Origin of the sequence: Massilia sp. LjRoot122 (genome assembly GCF_964252725.1) — a bacterium.
Classification (GTDB): domain Bacteria; phylum Pseudomonadota; class Gammaproteobacteria; order Burkholderiales; family Burkholderiaceae_D; genus Telluria.
Map to the genome: position 1 here is coordinate 3,128,271 of NZ_CAXUPB020000001.1, position 24,044 is coordinate 3,152,314.

Annotated in this window: 18 protein-coding genes; 13 read left to right on the forward strand and 5 right to left on the reverse strand. The window is 66.7% G+C overall.

The genetic code is table 11. The features are described from left to right. Positions 1-88: 88 nt before the first annotated feature. Positions 89-1,459: a nucleotide 5'-monophosphate nucleosidase PpnN gene (ppnN, locus tag ACSQ25_RS13600; protein WP_436106215.1), complete on the reverse strand. Its 1,371-nt coding sequence runs from the start codon at positions 1,457-1,459 to the stop codon at positions 89-91. A 263-nt stretch (positions 1,460-1,722) separates the two neighbouring features. Here ppnN and ACSQ25_RS13605 point away from each other — a divergent pair, with 263 nt between their 5' ends. Next, entirely contained in the window at positions 1,723-3,222 is a 1,500-nt protein-coding gene (locus ACSQ25_RS13605) for a peptide MFS transporter (protein ID WP_436106216.1), read from the forward strand. A 66-nt stretch (positions 3,223-3,288) separates the two neighbouring features. Here ACSQ25_RS13605 and ACSQ25_RS13610 read toward each other — a convergent pair whose 3' ends face one another. Beyond that, positions 3,289-4,188, reverse strand: coding sequence for a LysR substrate-binding domain-containing protein (locus ACSQ25_RS13610; RefSeq protein ID WP_436106217.1), 900 nt, complete (start codon positions 4,186-4,188; stop codon positions 3,289-3,291). A gap of 105 nt (positions 4,189-4,293) precedes the next feature. On the opposite strand from ACSQ25_RS13610, the gene ACSQ25_RS13615 reads away from it, so the two are divergent. After that, positions 4,294-5,214, forward strand: coding sequence for an NAD-dependent epimerase/dehydratase family protein (locus ACSQ25_RS13615; protein WP_436106218.1), 921 nt, complete (start codon positions 4,294-4,296; stop codon positions 5,212-5,214). Positions 5,215-5,264: 50 nt separating this feature from the next. Here ACSQ25_RS13615 and ACSQ25_RS13620 read toward each other — a convergent pair whose 3' ends face one another. Next, entirely contained in the window at positions 5,265-7,535 is a 2,271-nt protein-coding gene (locus ACSQ25_RS13620; RefSeq protein ID WP_436106219.1) for an OPT family oligopeptide transporter, read from the reverse strand. A gap of 201 nt (positions 7,536-7,736) precedes the next feature. Here ACSQ25_RS13620 and ACSQ25_RS13625 point away from each other — a divergent pair, with 201 nt between their 5' ends. After that, positions 7,737-10,079, forward strand: a complete 2,343-nt coding sequence (locus ACSQ25_RS13625; RefSeq protein WP_436108077.1) for a penicillin-binding protein 1A — start codon at positions 7,737-7,739, stop codon at positions 10,077-10,079. A 99-nt stretch (positions 10,080-10,178) separates the two neighbouring features. Continuing rightward, a complete protein-coding gene (locus ACSQ25_RS13630; RefSeq protein ID WP_436106220.1) occupies positions 10,179-10,538 on the forward strand; it encodes a DUF1428 domain-containing protein in 360 nt (119 codons plus the stop codon). Positions 10,539-10,544: 6 nt separating this feature from the next. Here the strand turns inward: ACSQ25_RS13630 and ACSQ25_RS13635 are convergent, their stop codons facing one another. After that, the gene (locus ACSQ25_RS13635; protein WP_436106221.1) at positions 10,545-11,777 is read right to left on the reverse strand and encodes an AMP-binding enzyme; all 1,233 of its coding nucleotides are present in this window, start codon (positions 11,775-11,777) and stop codon (positions 10,545-10,547) included. Between the two features lie 198 nt (positions 11,778-11,975). Here ACSQ25_RS13635 and ACSQ25_RS13640 point away from each other — a divergent pair, with 198 nt between their 5' ends. The 6 genes from ACSQ25_RS13640 to ACSQ25_RS13665 all read left to right on the forward strand — a co-directional run bounded on the left by ACSQ25_RS13640 (position 11,976) and on the right by ACSQ25_RS13665 (position 17,389). Continuing rightward, positions 11,976-12,368 carry a PAS domain-containing protein gene (locus ACSQ25_RS13640; protein WP_436106222.1) on the forward strand — a complete coding sequence of 131 codons (393 nt, stop codon included), beginning with the start codon at positions 11,976-11,978 and terminating at the stop codon, positions 12,366-12,368. Between the two features lie 19 nt (positions 12,369-12,387). After that, positions 12,388-13,764, forward strand: a complete 1,377-nt coding sequence (locus ACSQ25_RS13645) for a diguanylate cyclase (protein ID WP_436106223.1) — start codon at positions 12,388-12,390, stop codon at positions 13,762-13,764. Further along, positions 13,754-15,520 carry a putative bifunctional diguanylate cyclase/phosphodiesterase gene (locus ACSQ25_RS13650; RefSeq protein ID WP_436106224.1) on the forward strand — a complete coding sequence of 589 codons (1,767 nt, stop codon included), beginning with the start codon at positions 13,754-13,756 and terminating at the stop codon, positions 15,518-15,520. The genes ACSQ25_RS13645 and ACSQ25_RS13650 overlap by 11 nt, the downstream gene beginning before the upstream one ends. A gap of 114 nt (positions 15,521-15,634) precedes the next feature. Next, on the forward strand, positions 15,635-15,886 hold the full coding sequence (locus ACSQ25_RS13655) for a hypothetical protein (RefSeq protein WP_436106225.1): 252 nt from the start codon (positions 15,635-15,637) through the stop codon (positions 15,884-15,886). A 122-nt stretch (positions 15,887-16,008) separates the two neighbouring features. After that, positions 16,009-16,269 (forward strand): hypothetical protein, encoded by a 261-nt coding sequence (locus tag ACSQ25_RS13660; protein WP_436106226.1) that lies wholly within the window; start codon positions 16,009-16,011, stop codon positions 16,267-16,269. A gap of 151 nt (positions 16,270-16,420) precedes the next feature. Then, entirely contained in the window at positions 16,421-17,389 is a 969-nt protein-coding gene (locus tag ACSQ25_RS13665; RefSeq protein WP_436106227.1) for an HDOD domain-containing protein, read from the forward strand. A 21-nt stretch (positions 17,390-17,410) separates the two neighbouring features. Here ACSQ25_RS13665 and ACSQ25_RS13670 read toward each other — a convergent pair whose 3' ends face one another. Beyond that, on the reverse strand, positions 17,411-18,082 hold the full coding sequence (locus tag ACSQ25_RS13670) for a class I SAM-dependent methyltransferase (protein WP_436106228.1): 672 nt from the start codon (positions 18,080-18,082) through the stop codon (positions 17,411-17,413). Between the two features lie 138 nt (positions 18,083-18,220). Between ACSQ25_RS13670 and mfd the strand changes: the two genes are divergently transcribed. From mfd to ACSQ25_RS13685, 3 genes are all read left to right on the forward strand, one after another. Then, on the forward strand, positions 18,221-21,667 hold the full coding sequence (gene mfd / locus ACSQ25_RS13675; RefSeq protein ID WP_436106229.1) for a transcription-repair coupling factor: 3,447 nt from the start codon (positions 18,221-18,223) through the stop codon (positions 21,665-21,667). Between the two features lie 9 nt (positions 21,668-21,676). Beyond that, positions 21,677-22,522, forward strand: a complete 846-nt coding sequence (gene serB / locus ACSQ25_RS13680; RefSeq protein ID WP_436106230.1) for a phosphoserine phosphatase SerB — start codon at positions 21,677-21,679, stop codon at positions 22,520-22,522. 376 nt (positions 22,523-22,898) lie between these two features. Next, a complete protein-coding gene (locus tag ACSQ25_RS13685; RefSeq protein WP_436106231.1) occupies positions 22,899-23,987 on the forward strand; it encodes an SGNH/GDSL hydrolase family protein in 1,089 nt (362 codons plus the stop codon). The last annotated feature ends 57 nt before the right edge of the window (positions 23,988-24,044 follow it).

Consider the following 24,044-nt stretch of genomic DNA (forward strand, 5'->3'; position numbering starts at 1 on the left):
GCATACTTGACTATTCCACCTGACAGTAAGACCGTCATTCCGGCCTTCGCCGGAATGACGGTCTTTGAGCTAGTAGTACTAACAGCGCCTACTGAACGATGGTATAGCAAGGCGTGTAAGCTTTACCAGGCAACTTCATGCGGCTCTGCTCCACGAAGGAAGCCAGCAGCGCATCCATCGGTTCCATGATCGCGCTCTCGCCCTGGATCTCGTACTTGCCGTACTGCTCGATCGCACGGATGCCCTCCTCCTTCACGTTCCCCGCAACGATCCCGGAAAACGCCCGGCGCAGGTTCGCCGCCAGCATGTGCGATTCCTGGGCCCGGTGCAGCTTCAGGTTGCGCATGTTCTCGTGGGTCGGGCGGAAGGGCTTCTGGAATTCCGGGTCGATCTTGAGGCGCCAGTTGAAGTAATACGCGTCGCTGTGCGCCTTGCGGAATTCGCGCACCGCCTTGATGCCGGCATACATTTCACGGGCCACCGCATCCGGATCGTCGATGATGATCTTGTAGCGCTTCTGCGCCGCCTCGCCCAGCGTCAGTCCGATGAACTGGTCGATCTGGTCGAAATAGGCGCGCGCCGTGGCCGGGCCCGTGAAGATCAGCGGGAAAGGCGTTTCGGCGTTTTCCGGGTGCAGCAGGATGCCGAGGATGTACAGGATCTCCTCGGCCGTGCCGGCGCCGCCCGGGAACACGATGATGCCGTGGCCGGTACGGACAAACGCTTCCAGGCGTTTTTCGATGTCCGGCATGATCACCAGGTCATTGACGATCGGGTTCGGCGATTCGGCCGCGATAATGCCCGGTTCGGAAATACCGAGATAGCGTCCGCCGGAAATGCGCTGCTTGGAATGGCCGATTGCCGCGCCTTTCATCGGGCCTTTCATCGCCCCCGGGCCGCAGCCGGTGCAGATATCCAGCTCGCGCAGGCCGAGGGCATAGCCGACTTCCTTCGTATAGTTGTATTCGATCCGGTTGATCGAATGGCCGCCCCAGCAGACCACCAGGTTCGGATTGCGCTGCGGCTGCAGCACATTGGCGTTGCGCAGGATGTGGAACACCGCGTCCGTAATGCCGTCCGGACGGTTGAGGTCGAATTTGGGATTCGAGGTGATTTCGAAATGCACGTACACGATATCGCGCAGCACGGCGAACAGGTGCTCGTGGATACCGCGGATCATCTTGCCGTCGACGAAGGCAATTGCAGGCGCGCCGCGGATATCGAGCTTGATGCCGCGCTCGCGCTGCAGGATGCTGATCTCGAAGCTGCGGTAGCGCTCCATCAGCTCCTTGCCATCGTCGATCGAGCTGCCGCAATTGAGCACGGCCAGTGCGCACTTGCGGAAGATGTCGTACAAGCCGGCTTTGCTGGTGTCGAGCAGTTTCGTGACTTCGGCTTTCGACAGGACTTCCAGGCGGCCTTCCGGAGAAATGAGGATATCGACAACGTCATGGGTCATGGTTTTGTTTTCCCTTTCACTCTGTAATACGGTTTGGCCTGATTGCCAATATACGCCAAAGTGCAACATTTTGCGCCCCGATTGGGAGCATTCCACGATGCGTTGCGCACCGTCTGCGGGCGTCAATACCACATCCAGAAAAAGTTCGCTTGCGATGACCGATTTACACTAAAATGCGTGCCTATTGGAATTTCCGGGACACGGATTTTTCAGGTAAAAAAGATCGACTCATATAACGCAGTTATTCATATTGGAGGAACCGCATGAGCGGTGCAGCTACTTCAGCCAAGGGACCTATCCCGGAGTTCAAGCAGATCATGGGCCATCCAGCGCCACTGTGGATGCTCTTCATGACCGAATTCTGGGAACGCTTCGCGTTCTACGGCATTCGTTGGGCCCTGGTGCTCTACATCGTCGCCCAGTTCTACGGCGGCGACGCCGTCGGCCAGGCCGACGCCAACCTGACCTACGGTTCCTACCTCGCGCTGGTCTACGCCGGCGCCGTGTTCGGCGGCTACGTGGCCGACCGCGTCATCGGCTACCAGCGCTCGATCCTGGTCGGCGCCGTCTTCATGGCGGCCGGCCTGTTCATGATCACCCTGCCCGACCCGGACATCTTCAAGCTCGGCCTGGCCACCATCATCGTCGGCAACGGCATGTTCAAGCCGAACATCTCGGCCATGGTCGGCCAGCTGTACTCGATCGAGGACACCCGCCGCGATTCCGGCTTCACCATCTTCTACATGGGCATCAATGCCGGCGCCTTCTTCGCGCCGATCGTGACCGGTGAGCTGGCCGAACGCCTCAGCGACGGCGCGATCCCGGCCTACAAGGCGGTGTTCTTCGCCGCCGGCATCGGCATGCTGTTCGCTCTGGTGTGGTTCTACGTCGGCCGCAAGCAGCTCAAGGGCATCGGCGCCCCGGTCGGCGAACTCGCCAGCCCGAAGCGCCTGATCGGTGTGATCGTCGGCTCCTTCCTCGTGATCCCGGTCGTGTACTTCCTGCTGCGCGCCGGCGCCGCCAACCTGCAGATCGTCCTGTCGATCATGTTCGTGATCCTGGCGCTGATGCTGATCGTCGAAGGGGTCCGCGAAGGCAAGGTATCGCGCGACAAGACCATCGCGATGATGATCATCTTCTTCTTCAACATCCTGTTCTGGTGCTTCTTCGAGCAGGCCGGCAGCTCCTTCACCTTCCTGGCCGACCAGATCGTCAACCGCAACTTCTTCGGCTGGGAAATCCCGGTCGCGTACTATCAGTCGGTGAACTCGGTTGCCATCATCCTGTTCGCGCCGATCGTCGCCGCCATCTGGGTGGCGCTGGGCAAGCGCAACGCGAACCCGTCGATCCCGCGCAAGTTCGGCCTGGGCATCATCATCAACGGCCTGGCCTTCGGCCTGCTGATGTACGCACTGTCGCAGCTGCTGGACTCGACCGGCCACATCCCGGCCTGGACCCTGCTGGCGGTGTACACGATCCAGTCGATCGGTGAGCTGTGCCTGTCGCCGATCGGCCTGTCGATGGTCACCAAGCTGGCCCCGACCCGCCTGGTCGGCCTGGGCATGGGCGGCTGGTTCCTGTCGACCGGTATCGGCAACAACCTGTCGGGCATCTTCGCTTCGCACGTCTCGGGCGAATCGGGCATGTCGGTGGCTTCGGCGCTGGACGGCTATACCTCGGGCTTCTGGATCCTGCTGGTCGGCGGCGTGCTGCTGTTCCTGCTGGCTCCGCTCATCCAGAAACTGATGCACGGCGTGAAGTAAGCGGATTTCCGCTTCAAATAAAAACGGCAGCCCCGCGGGCTGCCGTTTTTCATTGGGACTGGCGTTTCAGCGCCGGTCCAGCGTCGATTCCATCTCGCGCATCTCGGCCACCATCCAGTCCCGGAAGCGCTGCACCTTGAGCATGTGCTCCTTGTGCGGATTGACCAGGAAGCGGTAGCCGCTCTCGAAGCGCGCGCTGCGGCAGGGAATCTGGCGCAGCGCGCCCGACTTGATGTCCTCGAAGGCGATCCCGTAGGGCACCAGGGCCACGCCCTGCCCGGCCACGGCGGCCTGCACCAGCACGCCCCAGTGCGTGTACACGCGCGAAAAATCGTACTTGCCCTTGAGCGCGCGGTTCTCGTTCAGCAGCTGCAGCCAGGCTTCCGGCGACTGCACCACCAGCAGGTTATGCTGCGGCAGGTCGGCCAGGCTCAAGGCGTCCTGGCCGGGCGCCAGCAGTTCGGGGCTGTAGACCGGCACCAGGCGTTCGCGGAACAGCACCGTCGGGTCGCCTTCGCTCACCGGGCCATAGCGCACCGCCACGTCGGTGCTGTCGGCCTGCAGGTCCACCGGCGCGTCGTTGGAATCGATCCGGATGTCGAGTTCCGGGTAGAGCTTGGTGAAGCGGTGCATGCGCGGCACCAGCCACTTGATCGCGAACGAGTGCGTGGTCGAGATCCGCAGCACCGCTTCTTCGTCGCCACGCTGCAGTGCAGCGACCTTGGCGCGCAGGTCGGCCAGCATGCGTCCGGTGGCGATCGCCAGCTCCTGGCCCTTCTCGGTCAGCGAAATGTGGCGCGGATGCCGCACGAACAGCGGAAAGCCGACGTTCTCTTCGAGCTGTTTCACCTGCAGGCTGACCGCCGCCGGCGTCTTGTGCAGCTCGCGCGCAGCCAGCTTGAAACTGCCCCAGCGCGCCGCGCAATCGAAGTCGATCAGGCCCGACAAGCTGCGTAAGGGCTTCATACCGCCTCCTTGCATAAGTTTTTCTTATTCAACGCCTGCACTTTTTCTCGGTTGATGGTTTTTGCTGCTTTGCAGAAAATATACTCGATCCTACAAGGGAAAGTCATGCAAAAGAATTGTTTGGTGATCGGCGGAACCCGATATTTCGGCAAGCTCCTCGTCCAGCGCCTGCTGCGCGCAGGCCACCGCGTGACCGTTGCCACCCGGGGCTACGCACCCGATCCCTTCGGCGAGCGGATTTCCCGCATCCGCGTCGACCGCCGCAACGAGCACGCGATGCGCAATGCTTTCCGCGACCGCAGCTACGATGTCGTGTTCGACCAGATGTGCTATTCGCCGCTGGATGCCGCCATCTCGGTGCGCGTCTTCGCCGGCAAGGTCGGCCGCTACGTCATGACATCGACCATCGACGCCTACCGCGAACTCGCGCCGCGCGACACCGCCTTGCGCGAGGCCGACCTGCCGGTGCTGGCCCAGCGCATCGATACGGCCTATCCCTGGCACGACCCGGCGCGCGCCATCGAGAGCTACGTCGCCGGCAAGCTGCAGGCCGAGGCCTACCTGGAGCGCGACGGAAGCCTGCCGCTGGCGACCGTGCGCCTGGCCCACGTGCTGGGCGGCCCGGAAGATTTCACCGGCCGCCTGGCCCACTACGTCGACCTGGTGCGCCTGCGCGGCACCCTGCGCTACACCAACGCGGCGGCCAAGGTCTCGTTCATGGAAGCCCAGGAAGCGGCCGACTTCCTGCTGTGGACCGGCATGCAGGATTTCCGCGGCCCGGTCAACGCGGCCTCGGATGGGGCCCTGTCGGCCTTCGACCTGCATGCGCGCGTGGCCGAGGTCCTCGACGAGACCCCACGCAGCCTGAACCTGGCTGCCGACGCACCGGGCATCCTGTCGCCCTTCGATTTCGCCACGCCTCTGGCGCTCGACACCTCGCGTGCCAAGGCGCTTGGCTACCGTTTCGGCCATACCGGCGACTGGCTGGATGACGTGATCCGGCAACACGACCTGGCCTTCGTTTGAGCTTGCGGCCATAAAAAAAAGAGGCCCGGAGCGATCCGGGCCTTTGTCGTTTACTTCTTCGCTTTTTCCCGCGCCACCCAGTACAGCAGGGCGATGATCAGGCCGTAGGGTATCAAGGTCAGCAGGTTCGCATTCGGACCGGCGAAGAAGGGATTCGAGGCCTCCGCCCACTTCGCCATGGTGCTGTCGAAATCGGTCAGCACGCCGGCGGTGATGGCGATGATGATGCCGGCCAGCGCACCGCCCGCGATGTAGCCCGACGCCAGCAGCGTGCCCGAGCTGCGGTCGCCCGCGGCCTGGCGCTCTTCCGCGTTCATGGCGGCATTCTGCGGCAGCTTGTTGTTGCGGCGGTCGGCCAGCCAGCGCACCATGCCGCCCACCGCGATCGGCAGCGTCGAGATCAGGGGCAGGTAGACGCCCACCGAGAAGGCCAGTGCATGCACCCCCGCCATCTCGAGCACCACCGAGATCATCACGCCGAACAGCACCAGGGTCCAGGGCAGTTCCTGGTCGAGGATGCCCTTGATGATGTAGGACATCAGGACAGCCTTCGGCGCATCGTACTTCTTCACCTCGGTGCCGTCCGGACGGGTCTTGTGGGTGCCGTTGATGCCCGGATCGACCAGGTAGGCCAGCCTGCCGTCGTCCGCCACCAGGTATTTGCCGGCCGGTCCGCCGGCGGTATCCGTCTTCTGCCAGACCTTGTAGGTCTTGCCATCATCGGCCGCCTGCGGGCCCTGCAGGCGGGCGGTCTCGGTGAGCTTCGAGGCGTCGACCGTGATACCTGGCGCCACCTGGGCCGCCGGCACGTACACGGTGCCGGCGTCATTCAGCTTGAGCAGGATCGGGCCGAGGATCAGGGCCGACGCGAAGGCGCCGCACAGGATCGCGTACTGCTGCATGCGCGGGGTCGAACCGACCAGGAAGCCGGTCTTCAGGTCTTGCGAGGTGGTGCCGGCATTGCTGGCGGCGATGCAGACGATGGCGCCGACCGACAACGCGGTGACGTAGTACTGGCCGCCAGTCCAGCCCATCAGCAGGAAGATCAGGCAGGTGAACAGTAGCGTGGCGACCGCCATGCCCGAGATCGGGTTCGAGGACGAGCCGACTTCGCCGGTCAGGCGCGAGGACACGGTCGCGAACAGGAAGCCGAACACCAGGATCAACAGTGCGCCCAGCAGGTTCATGTGCAGCGGGGTCGCCACCGTGATGATGGCGATGATGGCCAGGCAGCCGATCAGCACCCATTTCAGGGGGATGTCGCGCTCGGTGCGCAGGGTTTCTCCGTCCGCCTTGCCGCCAACGGCGCCTTGTTTGCTCATGCCCGCCAGGCCGCCCCGCAAGCCGTTCCAGATGGCCGGCATCGAGCGCGCCAGCGCGATCAGGCCGCCGGCGGCAACCGCGCCAGCACCGATGTAGAGCACGTAGGCGTTGCGCACGTCGTCCGGGCCCATGTCCTTAATCAGGGTGGTCGCCGGCGCCAGCGGCACCGTCAGCAGCTCGCCGAAGAACTTGATCATCGGGATCAGCAGCAGGTAGGACAGCACCCCGCCCGCCGCCATGGTGAAGGCGATGCGCGGGCCGATGATGTAGCCGACGCCGAGCAGTTCCGGCGAGACTTCGGCGCCGGCCGAACCGCCCCTGAGCGGATTGCCGAATTCGAAGTTGACGTAGTCGCGCCACCCCTTGAAGGACACGCTCAGGGTCTTGTACAGCAGGCCGATGCCGAAGCCGCCGAAGATCAGCATGGCGCGGCGCTTGGCGTCGCGCGCCGCGTCCGAACCTTCGATGCGCTCCTCGCCGGCGGCGGCGCGCGAGGTCTCGGTGGCCGCGGCCTTGAGCACCTCGGCGCAGGCCGTGCCTTCCGGGTACTTCAGTTCGCGGTGGGCGTCGACGATCATGGTGCGGCGCATCGGGATCATCATCAGGATGCCCAGCAGGCCGCCCAGCACGCCCACCAGCATCACGCGCGAGAGCTCCAGGTCGAAGCCGAGGATCATGATGGCCGGCATGGTCACGCCCAGCCCGAAGGCGAGCGATTCGCCCGCCGAGCCGGCGGTCTGGGTGATGCTGTTCTCGAGGATGGTCGATTCGCGCGCGCCGAACTTCTTCGCGGTGTGGAACAGGGTGATGGCGATGACCGCCACCGGGATCGAGGCGCTGACCGTCAGGCCGACCTTCAGCACCAGGTACAACGAAGAGGCGCCGAAAATCATGCCCAGCACCGTGCCCATGATGAGGGCGCGCAGGGTCATTTCGGGCAGCCTGGCGCTGGCCGGGATATAGGGCTTGAAGCCGGCCGGATTCGAATCGTAAGGCATGGATGGTCCTCTGGAATACATACTCTGGTAGAGCTGAAGGCGTGACTATCGCATATGCCCAAATGGAATGAAAGCGGTTTGAACGGTTAGAATGCGAAGGGATACAATGGGCCGTACCAGCCGTACATACAGCCATCTTTCGAGAGTAGCGTAGTGACCAAGCCTGCCACCAAGCCCGCCAAGCGCCCCCGGCGCCTGCGCATGTTCCTGTTCTTCACGCTCGCCCTGCTGGTCGGGCTGGCGGCCGGCATCGCGGTCTACGCCATGACGGTGATCCTGCCGAACGTGCCCAAGATCGACGCGGTGCTGGACTACCAGCCCAAGATCCCGCTGCGCGTCTACACCGCCGACAATCACCTGATCGGCGAATTCGGCGTCGAGCGGCGCGACTTCGTCACCATCGACAAGATCCCCACCCGGATGAAACAGGCCCTGCTTGCCATCGAGGACGCGCACTTCTACCAGCACAAGGGCATCGATTGGCGCGGCGCGGCGCGCGCGGTCTTCACCAACCTGCGCGAAGGCTTCGGGTCCGGCGGCGCCTCGACCATCACCATGCAGGTGGCGCGTAACTTCTTCCTGTCCAAGGAAAAGGTCTTGTCGCGCAAGATCACCGAGGTGGCGCTGGCCTACCGCATCGAGGATGCGCTCACCAAGGACCAGATCCTCGAGCTGTACATGAACCAGATGTTCCTCGGTAACCGCTCCTACGGCTTCTCGAGCGCCGCGCGAAGCTACTTCGGCAAGTCGCTCGACGAACTCACGCTGGCCGAGACCGCGATGCTGGCCGGCCTGCCGCAGAACCCGTCGCGCCACAACCCGATCGCCAATCCGAAACGCGCGCAGCAGCGCCAGCACACGGTGCTCAAGCGGCTATACGAACTTGGCCAGATCACCGAAGCCGAATACCGCCAGGCCCTGGACGAACCCCTGCGCCTCAAGCGCGGCGGCCAGGTCTTCGATACCAAGGCCGACTACGTGGCCGAGCTGGCGCGCCAGGCCGTCTTCGCCCAGTTCGGCGAAGAAGCCTACGAGCGCGGCATCGTGGTCACCACCACCATCCTCAAGGCGGAGCAGGATGCGGCCTACGAATCGGTGCGCCGCAACGTGCTCGATTACGACCAGCGCCATGGCTATCGCGGCCCGGAGGCGCGCATCGAACTGCCGCAAGACCCGGTCGAGCGCGAGGAAGCGATCATCGAGGCGCTGCAGAAGCGCACCCCGAGCGATGGTCTGCTGCCGGCCATGGTCATTGCGGCCTCGCCGCAGCAGGTAAGGGTCGAGACCTTGAACGGTGACGAGATCACGATCGACGGCGCGGGCCTCAAGTTCGCCGCGCGCGGCCTCGCCGCCAACGCGAAGGAAGCGCTGCGCATCGCGCCGGGTGCAGTGGTGCGCATCAGCCAGCGCAAGGACAAGGACAAGCAAAGCTGGGCGATCTCCCAGGTGCCGCAGGTGGCGGCCGCCTTCGTCGCCATCGACGCCGAGACCGGCGCCTACCACGCGCTGGTGGGCGGCTTCGACTTCAAGCTGCAGAAGTTCAACCACGTGACCCAGGCCTGGCGCCAGCCCGGTTCCGCGATCAAGCCCTTCGTGTACGCGGCGGCGCTCGACAAGGGTTATTCGCCGGGCACCCGCATCCTCGACGAGCCGCTCGAGATGCCGGGCGAGAACGCGGGCGAGACCTGGACGCCCCAGAACGACGACGGCGTGTTCGACGGCCCGATCACGATGCGCTACTCGCTGGCGCATTCCAAGAACGTCCCCACGGTGCGCCTGCAGCGCGCGCTCGGCACCGACTACACCCATGATTACCTGGGCCGCTTCGGCTTCGACCTCGCGCGCCATCCGCAGAACCTGACCCTGGCGCTGGGCACCGGCGCGGTGACGCCGCTGCAGATGGCTGGCGCGTATGCGGTGTTCGCCAATGGCGGCTACCGGGTCAAGCCCTACCTGATCGCCCAGATCCGCGACGGCAACGGGACCATCCTGCAGGAGAACAAGCCGGCCGCACCCCAGGATGCCGACCGCGTGCTGGACCCACGCGCCGCCTTCATCGCCAACAGCATGCTGCGCGACGTGACCCGCTACGGCACCGGCGCGGCCGCCGTGAAGCAGCTGGGACGCAGCGACATCGCCGGCAAGACCGGCACCACCAGCGACGCCATCGACGGCTGGTTCGCCGGCTACGGCGGCAAGGTGGTGGCGGTGGCCTGGATGGGCTATGACGAACCGCGCTCCCTCGGCGGCCGCGAATTCGGCGCCACGCTGGCGCTGCCGATCTGGATCGACTACATGCGCGTGGCCCTGGCGAAAGTGCCGCCGCAGGAAGAGCAGCTGGAGCCGGAGGGCGTGGTGCGCGAAGACGACGACTGGGTGCTCGAGGAGTTCATGGAAAGGCCCGACCTGCGCGCCATCGACATCGATCCGGGGCTCGACAACCCGCCGGTCGAGCTGGATCCGGTTACGGGCGAGCCGCCCCTGCCCCCACCGGCGACTCCCGCGCCACCGCCACCGCCGCCACCCCCATCCACGATTTTCTAATGCTATGCTGACGTTTTCCTGTCCAGTGCGGGAACAAGGCGGGCCGGCTCCAGGTCTGTTAGCGGAGGGTCCGAATTCATTCATCCTGAGGAGAACAGCATGGCCTACGTCGACGGTTTCGTCCTTCCCCTTCCCAAGGCAAATATCGAACGCTACCGCGAGCTCGCGAACCTGTCGGCCACGGTGTGGCGCGAACACGGCGCGCTCGAGTACCGCGAATGCATCGCCGACGACGTCAAGCCGGGCCAACTGACCTCGTTTCCGCAAAGCGTCAACCTTCAAGATGACGAGACCGTGGTATTCGCCTGGATCATCTACGAATCGCGCGCGAAGCGCGACGAGGTCAACGAGAAGGTAATGAAAGACCCGCGCCTGGCGCCCATGATGTCGCCCGGCGGCCTGCCCTTCGACGGCAAGCGCATGTTCTGGGGCGGCTTCGAGATGTTCATTGAACGCTGAGCAGGCTCAGTCCCACGCCTCGATGATCCAGTCGGCCAGCTTGCCGTTGGCCTGACGTGGCAACGCGGCGCCAAACGACCAGGCTGCGGGACGTTCCGGCGTGGACAGGCGCTCGCCGATCCACGCCGTCAGCTCGGCGCGCAAATCGGCCGTATCCTTGCCCCCGCGCGGCACCACGAAGGCTTTCAGGCGATGGCCTTCGTCCGGTCGCATGGGGCGTACCGTCACTTCGCCGACCATCGGGTGCATGCGCAGCACGTCGGCCACGTAGTTGGGAAAGACGTTGATGCCCCCTACCTGCACGGCGTGGTCGACCCGGCCGACGGGACGGAAGCGGCCTGCTGCGCTCCAGGATAGACGGTCCTGAAGCGGATACACGGCCTGGCTGCCGTCCGGCTGCACCCGGCGCAAGAGCGCGGGATCGTCGTCCCTTTGCCAGTACGGAAACAGCCGGTAATCCTCGTCCGGGCTGTCGCGCCAGCCGACACCGGCCGTCTCCGAGCTGCCGTAGACCTGCACCAGGCGCGCCACGCCGCTTGCGGCGACTGCGCGCGCCACCTCGTCAGGGCATGGCGCCGTCGAGCTCACGCCGGTCACGCCCTCGGCCAGCGCACCGGCCACAGGCGTGACGGCGCGCCAGAAATCGGGGAAGCCGACCACCAGGTCGCCCGGCGCCAGTTGCCGCGCCACGGTACCGGGCGAGGCGCCGCGCAGGTCGACGACCGCCTCCGGGCCCAGTCCGAGCGCGCGCGGCAGCAGGACCGTGAACAGGAAGCCGTAGATGTGGTGCGAGGGCACCAGGCCGACGATGCGCCGGGTGCCGGAAAACAGCGCCGCCAGCGCAGCGCTCTCCTGCCACAGGTCGGCCAGGGTATGGGTACAGGTCTTCGGCGCGCCGGAACTGCCGGAAGTGCGGAAACTGAGCGAATCGGTGCCCTTGTCCAGCCCGGCGGCCGCGGCCTCGACCCAGGCGTCCAGCCGCGGAAAGGCCAGCACCCGCTCCTCGCCGATGCAGCCGATCCCGAGCACCTGTTCCATCGCGGTCGCCAGCCCGAGGAGTTCGAGTGAATCGGCGCCGAGCTCGGCCTTCAGGTCCAGCTCCGGCGGCCACGGCAGCGGACGACGCAGGATACCCGGCCGCATCAGGGCCAGTTCGCCGGCCAGCAGGTCGGACAGGACGCGCAGCAGGGTCGGCCGGTGCGTCCACCAGCGCGCATCAAGGGGTGTCAATATGGTCATGTCGGGGCATCGCGTCGGGAGTCGCCGATGGTGCCGACGCCGCCCCGTGCTGTCAAGTCGGCAGCGGCTGAGCTCAAAAGTGATGTTTGACAACGCCAACTGTCAAAGAGTGGCCACACACAATTGACAAGGACACTGACGGCATGTCAACATCAATTTCCTCAAATCAACGGACGCGCTCGCCCGGAAAATTACGCCATGAATGCACCTACCCTGTCGTTTTCGACCGCCGACCTGGTCTCACAGCTCGACAACTGCTCGCCGGAACAGCTCGACCAGCTCGACTTCGGCGTGATCGGCTTCGATGCCGACACCAAGGTGCAGCGCTACAACGCTTTCGAATCGCAGGCGGCCGGCCTGTCGCCGCAGCGCGTGATCGGACAGCCGCTGTTCACCAACGTGGCGCCCTGCCTGAACAACTTCATGGTCGCCCAGCGCTTCGAAGACGCGATGGACGGCGGCAGCGCGCTGGACGACACCATCGACTACGTCCTGACCCTCCGCATGCGCCCGGTCAAAGTGGCCCTGCGCCTGCTGGCCAGTCCGGCCAGCGCCAACCGCTACGTGCTGGTCCAGCGCCAGCCGCGCTGAGCACAGAGCAGGCGACCAGGTGGACACCACTGAACTGCACGAACAGCTGCGCGCCGAGCATGAGGCGCTGATCCAGTTCCTGTACCTGGCGCCGGTGGGCCTGGTGCAGGCCGACATCGACGGCGGTATCGTCATGATGAACCCGATCTCGGCCCAGCTCCTGATGCCGCTGTCGCGCGACGGCGGCCTCGACAACCTGTTCACGGCCCTCGAAGGCGTCGCCCCCGAGCTGCGCCACCTGTGCGCCGATTACGCCCCGCCGTCCGGCAAGATCTGCGACGGCCTGCACCTGCACCTGAACGCCGGCGGCGCCGGCAAGAAGGTCCCGCAGATCCTGGCGCTCACCCTGCTCAAGCTGGACGCTTCGCGCCTGATGGCCGTGATCGACGACGTCACCCAGCAGGTGCGCCGCGATCGCCAGCTACGCCAGAACGACGCCTGGCTCAACGCCATCCTGACCGGCATCACCGACTACGCCCTGGCCGGCCTCGACGCACAGGGCGCCATCACCGAATGGAATCCGAGCATCGGCCGCGTCACCGGTTTCGGCGAGGAGGCGGTGGGCCGCCCCTATTCCATCTTCTATCCGCCCGACGCCATGACGCAAGAGCACCTGCTCGACCGCCTGCGCGACGCCGAGCGCGACGGCTGGAGCCTGGACGAAGGCCGGCGCGTGCGCGCCGACGGCAGCGGCTTCTGGGGCAGCGCCCTGATCGCACCCTTACCGGAGCGCGAGCCGCCGGGCGGCGCCGAGCCGGACGGCGCGGCCTACTGCCTGATCCTGCGCGACATCACCGACAAGCGCGAAGCCAGCGAGCGGCGCCGCCGCGAAACCTTCGGCGACTACCTGACCGGCCTGGCGAACCGCCGTGCCTTCTTCGAGGCGGCCGAACAGGAACTTACACGCAGCACGGCGGTCCCGCGGCCGACCGCCGTGATCGCGCTCGACGCCGACCACTTCAAGGCCATCAACGACCGCCACGGCCACCCGGGCGGCGACGCGGTGCTGCAGCAGCTTGCCGCGATCCTGGCCGAGACCTTCCGCGAGGTGGACGTGGTGGCGCGCATCGGCGGCGAGGAGTTCGCGGTGCTGCTGCCGTCCACCGACCTGCCGCGCGCGGCCGTGGTGGCCGAGCGCCTGCGCGCGGCGGTGGCGGCCCAGGTCGTGCACTTCGACGGCGCGCGCATCCGCTACACCGTGAGCGCCGGCGTCGCCAGCCTGGACGACGGCGACGGCGGCATCGACCTGCTGCTCAAGCGCGCCGACCAGGCCTTGTATGCCGCCAAGCGGGCCGGCCGCAACCGCGTCGAACGCTGGCGCCCGGAACTGGGGGCCAGTCCCGTCCACCAGCCGGAACAAGATGGCGATGCCGAAGGTGAGCCCCATGCTGCCTGACCCGAGCGACGCCTACGAAGCCCTGGTACAGTTCCTGTACCGCGCGCCGATCGGCCTGGCCCAGATCACGTCCGACGGCACGGTCGACATGCTCAACCCGATGGCCTCGAACCTCTTGATGCCGATCGCCCGCAACACCGGCCTCGACAACCTGTACGCGGTACTGGCGCCGATCGCGCCGCAGCTGCCGCAGCTGGCGGGCGAGTTCCGCGAAGCCTCGGGTGTGATCTGCGAAGGCCTGCGTGCGACGCTGCCGCCCGAACTGACCGCGCCCGGCAGCCCGCAGGTGCTGGCGATCAGCCTGATGAAGCTCGACAGCGAACGCCTGATGGCGGTGGTCACCGACGCCACCCAGGAAGTCCAGCGCGAGCAGGAAACCCTGTTGCGGCGCCTGCGCAATGCCGCGCGCACCGACGCGCTGACGCGCATGCCGAACCGCGAAGCCGTGCGCGAGCATTTGCAGCACCTGGTCGCCCGGCCGCTCGCCAGTGGTGAGTTTGCCGTGCTGTTCATGAACTGCGACCGCTTCCGCCGCATCAACGATACCCTCGGCCAGGCCGCCGGCGACGAACTGCTGGTGCAGATCGCCGACCGCATCCGCGGCGCGCTGCGTCCGCCGAGCGACCATATCGATGCTTCCAGCGGTTCCGGCCAACTGGCGGCACGCGTGGGCGGCGACGAATTCGTCGTCCTGCTGGACGGGATGCGCTCGCGCGAGGACGCCGAGCGCGTCGCCGGCCGCATCCTCGATGCGTTGGCCCGTCCCTACCGCGTGCAGGGCCAGGAAGTCGTGTGCGGCACCAGCCTGGGCCTGGCCTGGGGCGCCGACGGTGCCCAGGGCGGCGCGCGCGATGCCGACGAAATCCTGCGCGATGCCGGCATCGCGATGGTCGAGGCCAAGCGCGCCGGCGGTGCGCGCCACCTGGTGTTCGAAGCCTCCATGCGCGAACGTGCGGCACGCCGCGCCGGCATCGAGGCCGAACTGCGCCAGGCCCTGGCGGAAGAACAGCTGTTCGTGGTCTACCAGCCGGTGGTCGGCCTGCTGGCGGACGGCGGCACCGACCATGCGGCCGGCGTCGAGGCCCTGGTGCGCTGGCGCCATCCGGTGCGCGGCATCGTTCCGCCGATCGAGTTCATCGCCGTCGCCGAAGAGTGCGGCCTGATCGGCGCGGTGGGCGACTTCGTGCTCGAACGCTCCTGCCGCGACTTCATGGACTGGCGCGCTCGCCTGGGCGAGGCGGCGCCGCGCCTGATCGCGGTGAACCTGTCGCGCGCCCAGCTCGGCCAGCCGGGCTGGATCGACAGCGTGCGCCGCGTCCTGCAGGTCACCGGCATGCCGCCCGAGCAGCTCCAGCTCGAAGTCACCGAGAGCCTGGCGGCCCAGGACCAGGCAATCCAGCAGCGCCTGCATGAACTGAAGGCGCTCGGCATCCAGCTGGCGCTCGACGATTTCGGTACCGGCTATTCGTCGTTGTCGAGCCTGCACCTGCTGCCGGTGGACACGGTCAAGATCGACCGCTCCTTCGTGAGCCAGGCCGACACCAGCCACCACCACCGCGTGCTGATCGAAGCGACGGTGAAGGTGGCGCAGAGCCTGGGCATGAAGACCGTGGCCGAAGGCATCGAGACCCAGTCCCAGGCGGACGTCGTGCGCGCCCAGTGCTGCGCCAAGGGCCAGGGCTACTTCTACAGCCGCCCGCTGCCGTCCGACGCGCTGCTCGCCTGGCTGGCCGCCCACGAGCAAATGGCGGCCTGAGCTGAGCTGATCAGTTTGTGCGGCCGGTCCTACATCATCTGCCGCCCTGCTCCTATTTCACCTGCGGCAGGCTCCTCGCATGATTGGCGGACCCATCCACCGTAGGAGAGTCCCATGAAAGCATTCCACAGCGCACTGCTGGGCGGCATGCTGGCCCTGTCGTTGGCCGCCTGCAGCACCACCGACACCGCGACCGATTCCACCACCTCCGGCTCGACCTCGCCGGGCGCGACCACCGCCACCGGCATGGGCGGCAGCAATAACGGCGTCGTGCGCGACAGCAGCACCGGCAGCGGCGTCCCGTCCTCGGCCGGCCAGGCCGGCACCGGCGTGTCGAACACGAGCACGCCGCCTACCGGCCGCTGAGTCCGGGGGTATGCCGCACAATACGTACGTTCGGTCCTACAGCGACTGACGCTCTGTTCCTATTTCACGCGCACTACGCACCTCGCATGATGATCTGACCCATCCACATTGAGGAGAACACGATGAACAAGATGCAAACCGCCCTGCTGGGCGGCATCATGGCCTTGGCATTGACCGCCTGCAAAACGACCGGCATGGATTCGGACACCACTTCAGGCTCGTCGATGGGCACCGGTGCCACCGGCACCAGCAGCCCGTCAGGCCAGAGCGGTACCAATACCGGCACCACCAACGATACCGGCACCGGCACCGGCACCTCGGCGACGCCGACCACCACGACGCCGCCGGTCACCAACCCGCCGACCTCGGGTACCGGCCGCTGAGCGGCAAGCACCGGGCTGGCGCGCGCTCTCCCGCGCCTGTCCGCAGTCTTCCGGCCGAAAGTTCCCGGCCCCGCAGCCTGGCTGCGGCCCTCGTGAGGCCGCTCGGCCGGGCTGTCGCTCGTCCCTACGGGCCGCACTGCATCTTCCCGATATGAAGAATTGGCTCGCACGCCTGTTCGGCGGACCGTCCCGTCCAGACACCCAAGAATCTCCGGCACAGTTCGCTCCAGCGCCCTCCGGCGTTGTAAATCCGCCACCAGACCTCGACCTCGACCTGGCTTTTTATCGCTGGCTGGCGGGCGGCAGCGCGCACCTGGGAGATGCGCCGGAACAATTGATCCTCAATGAACTGGGGCGCCTCGCGCGCCAGCCGGAAGCAGCGGCCGAGTTGGTGCCGCGTGTGCCCGCCGTCATTCCGCAACTCCTGCGCAGCCTGCGCGATGAAACCCTGCCGGGGGCCGAACTGGCGCGCCAGGTGGCGCAGGACGTGACCCTGGTCGCCGAAGTCATCCGCGAAGTGAACAGCCCGTATTACCGCCCCGCGTCCAGGATCGTCAACATCGAAGGCGCACTCATGCTGCTGGGCCAGAACGGCCTGCGGATGCTGCTGGCGCGGGTCGCCTTCCGCCCGGTGATCGGCGCCCAGGCCGGACGGCTGGCGCGCCAGGCCGCGCCCCAGCTGTGGAGCCAGTCCGAGAAGTGCGCCCTCGCGGCCGCGATGGCGGCGCCCGCCCTCGGCGCCGATCCCTTCGAGGCCTACCTCGCGGGACTGATGCAGAATGTCGGATTGATCGTCGCCTTCCGCCTGATCGACCAAGTGGCGGGGACGGCGCCGCTGCCGCAGTCCGATGCCTTTGCCCACGCCTTGCTGGACAGCGCGCGCACCCTGTCGGCACGGATCGCGTTGCTGTGGGAGCTGCCGCCAGCGGTGGGCCAGGCGATCCTGCACGCCGGACAGGACGAGGCCACGCCGCTGGCGCAGGCCCTGCACCAGGGAGATCGACTTGCCAAGCTGCAGGTTCTGGATGATGCGGGCCTGGACGGCAGCAAAGAACTGGCGGCATCTCTGCCGGCCGAGCAGGCGCGCATCTACGCCAAGCTGCGTGCGGACGAACAGTAGGCCTTCATCGCCCCGCGCCACTCACGCATACCCGATCCATCCGCGGAACACACCCGCCGCGTAGAACATGCTCACATCCTTGAAGCCTTCTTCGCGCAGCAGTGCCTCGTCCTGCTGCGGCGCCAGCACCGGCAGCACCCGCTCGATCACTTCGCGCCGGTGCTGCGCTTCCTCGGGCGGCGCGCCGGCCGCCACCGCATAGGCCTCGTCGCGCGCCAGCCACAGCGCGCGCTCGTCCTCGTCCTGCGCAAAGCTCATGTGGGCCACCACGAAGGGCGCCCCGCGCCGCAGGCGCTGGCGGATGGCGCGCAGCGCGTGGCGGCGCTCGCACAGCGGCATGAAGTGCATGGTCAGCAGGCAGGCCGCGGCATCGAAAGGGCCGTCCGGGGCCACGTCGACGTAACCCTCGTGCAGATGGATGCGATCGGCGTGCTCGGCGACGGTGTCCTGCGCCAGCGCCAGCATTTCATGCGAAGGATCCACGCCGTCGAAGGTCCATCCCGGCTGGGCATCGGCGAATGCCTTGAGTTCCAGCCCGCCGCCCGCGCCCAGCACCAGCACCCGCGCGTCAGGCGGCGCGCGCTCGGCCAGCAGCACCAGGGCCATGCGCTGCAGGTCGCAAAAGCCCGGCACCAGCCGCGGCGGTCCCTGGTGGTATTGGGCCACCGCGCCCGGATCGTTAAAATGCCTCATTGCACTTCTCATTCTTCACCTCGCTCGCCAAAGGCACCGGCCCCGTGACGGCTGCTTCCCGAGGCGTCCTGCCCCGGCAAGCGCCCGACCATTCGTCTATAATGGTCAGCCACTGTTGCGAACGTCACTGCGCGCTCAATGCCCTTCGATCTCAAGAAAAATCTTCCCAAGCCCGGAACCCGTTTTGCCCTGCCGACGCTGCACGGCTCCGGCGACGCCTATGCGCTCGCCACCGCCGCGCTGGCGCTCAAGGACAAGCAGCAGATGCTCACCGTCCTCGTGGCCAATGCCAGCGACGGCCAGCGCCTGCTCGACGAGATTCCCTGGTTCGCGGACGGCAAACTGTCCTGCCACCTGCTGCCTGACTGGGAAACCCTGCCCTACGACGCGTTCTCGCCGCACCAGGACCTGGTCTCGGAACGCCTCGCCACCCTGCACGAGATCCGCAACGGCCAGTGCGACGTGCTGCTGGTACCGGCCACCACCGCACTGGTGCGGCTGGCCCCGCCGTCCTTCCTGGCAGCCTACACCTTCTTCTTCCGCCAGGGCGAACGCCTGGACGAAGCGAAGCTCAAGGCCCAGCTGACCCTGGCGGGTTATACCCATGTGTCGCAGGTGATGTCGCCGGGCGAATACTCGGTGCGCGGCGGCCTGATCGACCTGTTCCCGATGGGCTCGGTCCTGCCCTACCGCCTCGACCTGTTCGGCGACGAGATCGAATCGATCCGTACCTTCGATGCCGACACCCAGCGCTCACTGTATCCGGTAAAGGAAGTGCGTCTGCTGCCGGGGCGCGAGTTCCCGATGGACGAAGCGGCCCGCACCGCCTTCCGCGGCCGCTGGCGCGAGCGCTTCGAGGGCGATCCCTCGCGCTCGCCGGTCTACAAGGATATCGGCAGCGGCATCGCCTCGGCCGGCATCGAGTACTACCTGCCGCTGTTCTTCGAAGAGACGGCGACCCTGTTCGACTACCTGCCGCCGGATGCCACGCTGGCCCTGGTGGGCGACATCGAAGCGGCCATCCAGCGCTTCTGGCTCGATACCGAGTCGCGCTACAAGTTCCTCAAGAGCGACCGCGAACGGCCGATCCTCGAGCCGCGCGAGCTGTTCCTGGGCGCCGAGCAGTTCTTCACCTGCGCCAAGCCGCATGGCCGCTGGACCATCGCGCGCGATCCCGCCGCGCCGGCCTCGGAGCTGTCCGCGCCTCTGCCCGACATCTCGGTCAACCGCCGCCTGGACGATCCGCTCACCAATCTGCGCGCCTACCTGCTGCGTACCGATACGCGGGTGATGATCGCCGCCGATTCGGCCGGCCGCCGCGAGACCCTGCAGCAGTACTTCCACGAGTACGGGCTGGAGCTGGCCCCGGTCGAAGGCTTCGAGGGCTTCCGCGCCACCGGCGCGAAGCTGGCCCTCGGCGTCGCGCCGCTGCAGGCCGGCTTCGAGCTGAGCGAGGATGCCGCCGGCCAGCTGGTCTTCATCACCGAGACCGAGCTGTACGCCGGTTCGGGCCGCCGCGCCGGCAAGAAGAAGCAGGAAGCGACCAGCCAGGTCGAATCCATGGTGCGCGACCTGTCGGAGCTGAAGATCGGCGACCCGGTGGTCCACATCAACCACGGCATCGGCCGCTACATGGGCCTGATGAGCATGGACCTGGGCGAAGGCGAGACCGAGTTCCTGCACCTGGAATACGCCAAGGAGACCAAGCTGTATGTGCCGGTCTCGCAGCTGCACGTGATCTCGCGTTATTCGGGTACCTCGCCCGAGGACGCACCGCTGCACTCGCTCGGCTCCGGCCAGTGGGACAAGGCCAAGCGCAAGGCCGCCGAACAGGTGCGCGACACCGCCGCCGAGCTGCTCAACCTGTACGCGCGGCGCGCCGCGCGCCAGGGCCACGCCTTCGAGTATTCGAGCATCGACTACGAGAACTTCGCCGGCAGCTTCGGCTTCGACGAAACGCCGGACCAGGCCGAGGCCATCCACAACGTCATCAAGGACATGACCTCGGGCCGTCCGATGGACCGCCTGGTGTGCGGCGACGTCGGCTTCGGCAAGACCGAGGTGGCGCTGCGCGCGGCCTTCATCGCCGTCATGGGCGGCAAGCAGGTTGCGATCCTGGCGCCGACCACCCTGCTGGCCGAGCAGCACGCCCAGACCTTCGCCGACCGCTTCGCCGACTGGCCGGTCAAGATCGCCGAGCTGTCGCGCTTCCGCACCGGCAAGGAGATCAACAACGCGATCAAGGGCATGGCCGACGGCACCCTCGACATCGTGATCGGCACCCATAAACTGCTGTCGCCGGACGTCAAGTTCACCCGCCTGGGCCTGGTCATCATCGACGAGGAACACCGCTTCGGGGTGCGCCAGAAAGAGGCGCTTAAGGCCCTGCGCGCCGAAGTCGACGTGCTGACCCTGACCGCGACCCCGATCCCGCGCACCCTCGGCATGGCGCTCGAAGGCCTGCGCGACTTCTCGATCATCGCCACCGCGCCGCAGAAGCGCCTGGCCATCAAGACCTTCGTGCGCAGCGAGGACGGCTCCGTGATCCGCGAAGCCTGCCTGCGCGAACTGAAGCGCGGCGGCCAGATCTACTTCCTGCACAACGAGGTCGAGACCATCGAGAACCGCCGCGCCTCGCTCTCGGCGCTGCTGCCGGAAGCGCGCATCGGCGTGGCCCACGGCCAGATGCACGAACGCGACCTGGAAAAGGTGATGCGCGACTTCGTGGCGCAGCGTTTCAACATCCTGCTGTGCACGACCATCATCGAGACCGGCATCGACGTGCCGACCGCGAACACCATCATCATGCACCGCGCCGACCGCTTCGGCCTGGCCCAGCTGCACCAGCTGCGCGGCCGCGTGGGTCGCTCGCACCACCAGGCCTATGCCTACCTGCTGGTGAGCGACGTGAGCGGCCTGACCAAGCAGGCGCAGCGCCGCCTGGACGCGATCCAGGCCATGGAAGAACTGGGCAGCGGCTTCTACCTCGCGATGCACGACCTCGAGATCCGCGGCGCCGGCGAGGTGCTGGGCGAGAACCAGTCGGGCGAGATGCTCGAAGTCGGCTTCCAGCTGTACTCGGACATGCTGAACGAGGCGGTGCGTTCGCTCAAGGCGGGCAAGGAGCCCGACCTGGCGGCGCCGCTGTCGAGCACCACCGAGATCAACCTGCACGTGCCGGCCCTGCTGCCCTCGGACTACTGCGGCGACGTGCACGAGCGCCTGTCGATCTACAAGCGCCTGGCCAATTGCGACAGCCAGGACAAGATCGACGGCATGCAGGAAGAACTGATCGACCGCTTCGGCAAGATGCCGGAACAGGTCCAGGCGCTGATCGAGACCCACCGCCTGCGGATTGCCGCGAAGGCGGTCGGCATCGTCAAGATCGACGCCCACGGCGAAGCGGCCAATCTGCAGTTCATGGAAAAGCCGCCGATCGACCCGATCAAGATCATCACCCTGATCCAGAAGAACCACCACATCAAGCTCGCCGGCCAGGACAAGCTGCGCATCAGCGCCAGCATGCCCGACCTCGCCGCCCGCGTGACGCAGGTAAAACAGACCATCAAACAGTTGCTCGCCTAATCCATGACCATGAACCTGGTGCTTCAGGGGCCGCAGGCCTCTTCCGATACGCTCGACCGCCTGGCGGCAATCGCCGGGCCGGCGCGCGTGACCCGCCTCGGCGGCCACGCCGTCCGCTGCGAGGATGTTCCCTTCTCCGCCGAACTCAAGGAGCGCATCGACGCGGAAGCCTTCGCCGCCCAGGTCGATGCCTGCTTCATCGAAGCGGGCCGCAGCCTGCGCGACTTCGGCCTGGTGGCGATGGACATGGACTCGACCCTCATCACCATCGAGTGCATCGACGAGATCGCGGACATGCAGGGGCTCAAGCCCCAGGTGGCCGAGATCACCGAAGCGGCCATGCGCGGCGAACTCGATTTCGCCGCCAGCCTGGCGCGCCGCGTGGCCCTGCTCGAAGGCCTCGACGCCGGCGCCCTGCAGCGCGTCTACGACGAGCGCCTGCGCATCTCGATGGGCGGCGAAGCGATGCTGCAGGCGGTGCGGGCGGCCGGCCTGAAGACCCTGCTGGTGTCGGGCGGCTTCACCTTCTTCACGGAACGCCTGCAGCAGCGCCTGTCGCTCGACGTGACCCATGCCAACGTGCTGGAAGTGGCGGACGGCAAGCTGACCGGCCGTGTGCTCGGCGGCATCGTCGATGCGGAAGAAAAGATGCGCACCGTGCAGCGCGTGTGCGCGCAATACGGCATCGACCCTGCCCAGGCCATCGTCATGGGCGACGGCGCCAACGACCTCAGGATGATGGGCATCGCCGGCCTGTCGGTGGCCTTCCGCGCCAAGCCGGTGGTGCGCGCGCAGGCATCCGTGGCGCTGAACTTCTCCGGCCTGGATGGCCTGCTGACAATCTTGCAGAAATAATTTTCATGCGCGCGTGAACCCGCGCCATTTGCATTAGTTTCCCACGCATAGCGTGTTCTTTGCGAAAGCACGAGCCAGCGCAAAAGCTGGCGCATGCACGATTGGATGAGTGGCGCTGCTGGTCTATGTTGGTGATGCGGCCGCGCCGCGGCTGCCCCTCATTCGACAGGAGCACGCCATGACTTTCCCGGCTTTCCGCGCGTCGCATCGTTCTCTTTCCAGTCCTCATCCCGGCCGCCGGCACTTCCTGCGCGGCCTTCCCGCAGTGGCAGGATCGCTCCTGGCCCCGCCTCTCGCATCTGCGCAAACATGGCGTCCGGGCTGGTGTGCGAGTTGGGGCTGTGCCCCCGCAGGACCGCCGCCGTCGGCCAGTACCATGAGTTTTTCGGCGCAAACGCTGCGCATGATCGTGCGCGCCAGCATCGGCGGCAGCCGGGTACGGGTGCGGCTGTCGAACGAGATGGGCAGCACGCCGCTGACGATCGGCGCGGCGCAGATCGGCCTGCGCAGCGCGGGCCAGGCCGTGGTGGCCGGATCCAACCATTCGCTGACCTTCGGCGGCCGGACCTCGGTCACCATACAGCCGGGCTCGCCCATGGTGTCCGATCCCGTCTACCTGCAGATTACGCCCTTTGCCGACGTGGCGATCAGCCTGTATTTCCCGGGAACCGTGTACGCCACCTCGATCCACCGCGATTCCTGGCAGACCAACTACGTGTCGACCTCGGGAAATTTCACGGCCAACAGCACCTTCACCATCTCGCGCTCGATCGCCTCCTGGCCTTTCCTCACCGAGCTCGACGTCGATGGCGGTGCGCGCTGCGTAGTCGCGATCGGCGATTCGATCACGGACGGCCAGGGCAGCACCGGCAACCAGAACCGGCGCTGGCCCGACTATCTTGCGCGCCGCCTGCAGGCGGAACTCGGTGCGGCGGGCCGGATCGGCGTCGTCAACCGCGGCATTGCCGGCAACCGCCTGCTGCTGGACGACCCGAACGCCCTGCTGGCCGGCCGCGACGTGCTGGAACGCTTCGACCGCGACGTGCTTGCCACACCCGGCGTCAGCGCCGTCATCGCGGCGATCGGGATCAACGACATCGTGTACGCCTCGGGGACGGCGCTGAGCGAGATGCGCGACGACCTGATTGCCGGCTACCGCCAGCTGATCGCGCGGGCGCACGCACGCGGCATCGGGGTGATGGGGGCGACCCTGCCGCCGATGGCCGGCTTCGTCTATTACACGGCGGCGCGCGAGGCGGTGCGCCAGCAGGTCAACAGCTGGCTGCGCTCCGCGAACGAGTTCGACACGCTGATCGACTGGGAGATGGTGCTGCGCGATCCGGCGGCGCCGACACGCCTGCGCAGCGCCTACAACAGCCGCGACTGGCTGCACCCGAACGATGCCGGCTACCAGGCGCTGGCGGCGGCCGTGCCGCTCGGCGAGCTGACGGCCATGCTGGCGTGATGCGGTTGTAACAAGCTGTAAAGCTGCGCGGCAAGGTGACCGGGTTTTCTTATCATG

Bases quoted from the DNA above. Each gene is read 5' to 3' on its own strand.
- ppnN (WP_436106215.1), bottom strand. From the start codon at position 1,459: ATGACCCATGACGTTGTCGATATCCTCATTTCTCCGGAAGGCCGCCTG.
- ACSQ25_RS13605 (WP_436106216.1), top strand. From the start codon at position 1,723: ATGAGCGGTGCAGCTACTTCAGCCAAGGGACCTATCCCGGAGTTCAAG.
- ACSQ25_RS13610 (WP_436106217.1), bottom strand. From the start codon at position 4,188: ATGAAGCCCTTACGCAGCTTGTCGGGCCTGATCGACTTCGATTGCGCG.
- ACSQ25_RS13615 (WP_436106218.1), top strand. From the start codon at position 4,294: ATGCAAAAGAATTGTTTGGTGATCGGCGGAACCCGATATTTCGGCAAG.
- ACSQ25_RS13620 (WP_436106219.1), bottom strand. From the start codon at position 7,535: ATGCCTTACGATTCGAATCCGGCCGGCTTCAAGCCCTATATCCCGGCC.
- ACSQ25_RS13625 (WP_436108077.1), top strand. From the start codon at position 7,737: ATGTTCCTGTTCTTCACGCTCGCCCTGCTGGTCGGGCTGGCGGCCGGC.
- ACSQ25_RS13630 (WP_436106220.1), top strand. From the start codon at position 10,179: ATGGCCTACGTCGACGGTTTCGTCCTTCCCCTTCCCAAGGCAAATATC.
- ACSQ25_RS13635 (WP_436106221.1), bottom strand. From the start codon at position 11,777: ATGACCATATTGACACCCCTTGATGCGCGCTGGTGGACGCACCGGCCG.
- ACSQ25_RS13640 (WP_436106222.1), top strand. From the start codon at position 11,976: ATGAATGCACCTACCCTGTCGTTTTCGACCGCCGACCTGGTCTCACAG.
- ACSQ25_RS13650 (WP_436106224.1), top strand. From the start codon at position 13,754: ATGCTGCCTGACCCGAGCGACGCCTACGAAGCCCTGGTACAGTTCCTG.
- ACSQ25_RS13655 (WP_436106225.1), top strand. From the start codon at position 15,635: ATGAAAGCATTCCACAGCGCACTGCTGGGCGGCATGCTGGCCCTGTCG.
- ACSQ25_RS13660 (WP_436106226.1), top strand. From the start codon at position 16,009: ATGAACAAGATGCAAACCGCCCTGCTGGGCGGCATCATGGCCTTGGCA.
- ACSQ25_RS13665 (WP_436106227.1), top strand. From the start codon at position 16,421: ATGAAGAATTGGCTCGCACGCCTGTTCGGCGGACCGTCCCGTCCAGAC.
- ACSQ25_RS13670 (WP_436106228.1), bottom strand. From the start codon at position 18,082: ATGAGGCATTTTAACGATCCGGGCGCGGTGGCCCAATACCACCAGGGA.
- mfd (WP_436106229.1), top strand. From the start codon at position 18,221: ATGCCCTTCGATCTCAAGAAAAATCTTCCCAAGCCCGGAACCCGTTTT.
- serB (WP_436106230.1), top strand. From the start codon at position 21,677: ATGAACCTGGTGCTTCAGGGGCCGCAGGCCTCTTCCGATACGCTCGAC.
- ACSQ25_RS13685 (WP_436106231.1), top strand. From the start codon at position 22,899: ATGAGTTTTTCGGCGCAAACGCTGCGCATGATCGTGCGCGCCAGCATC.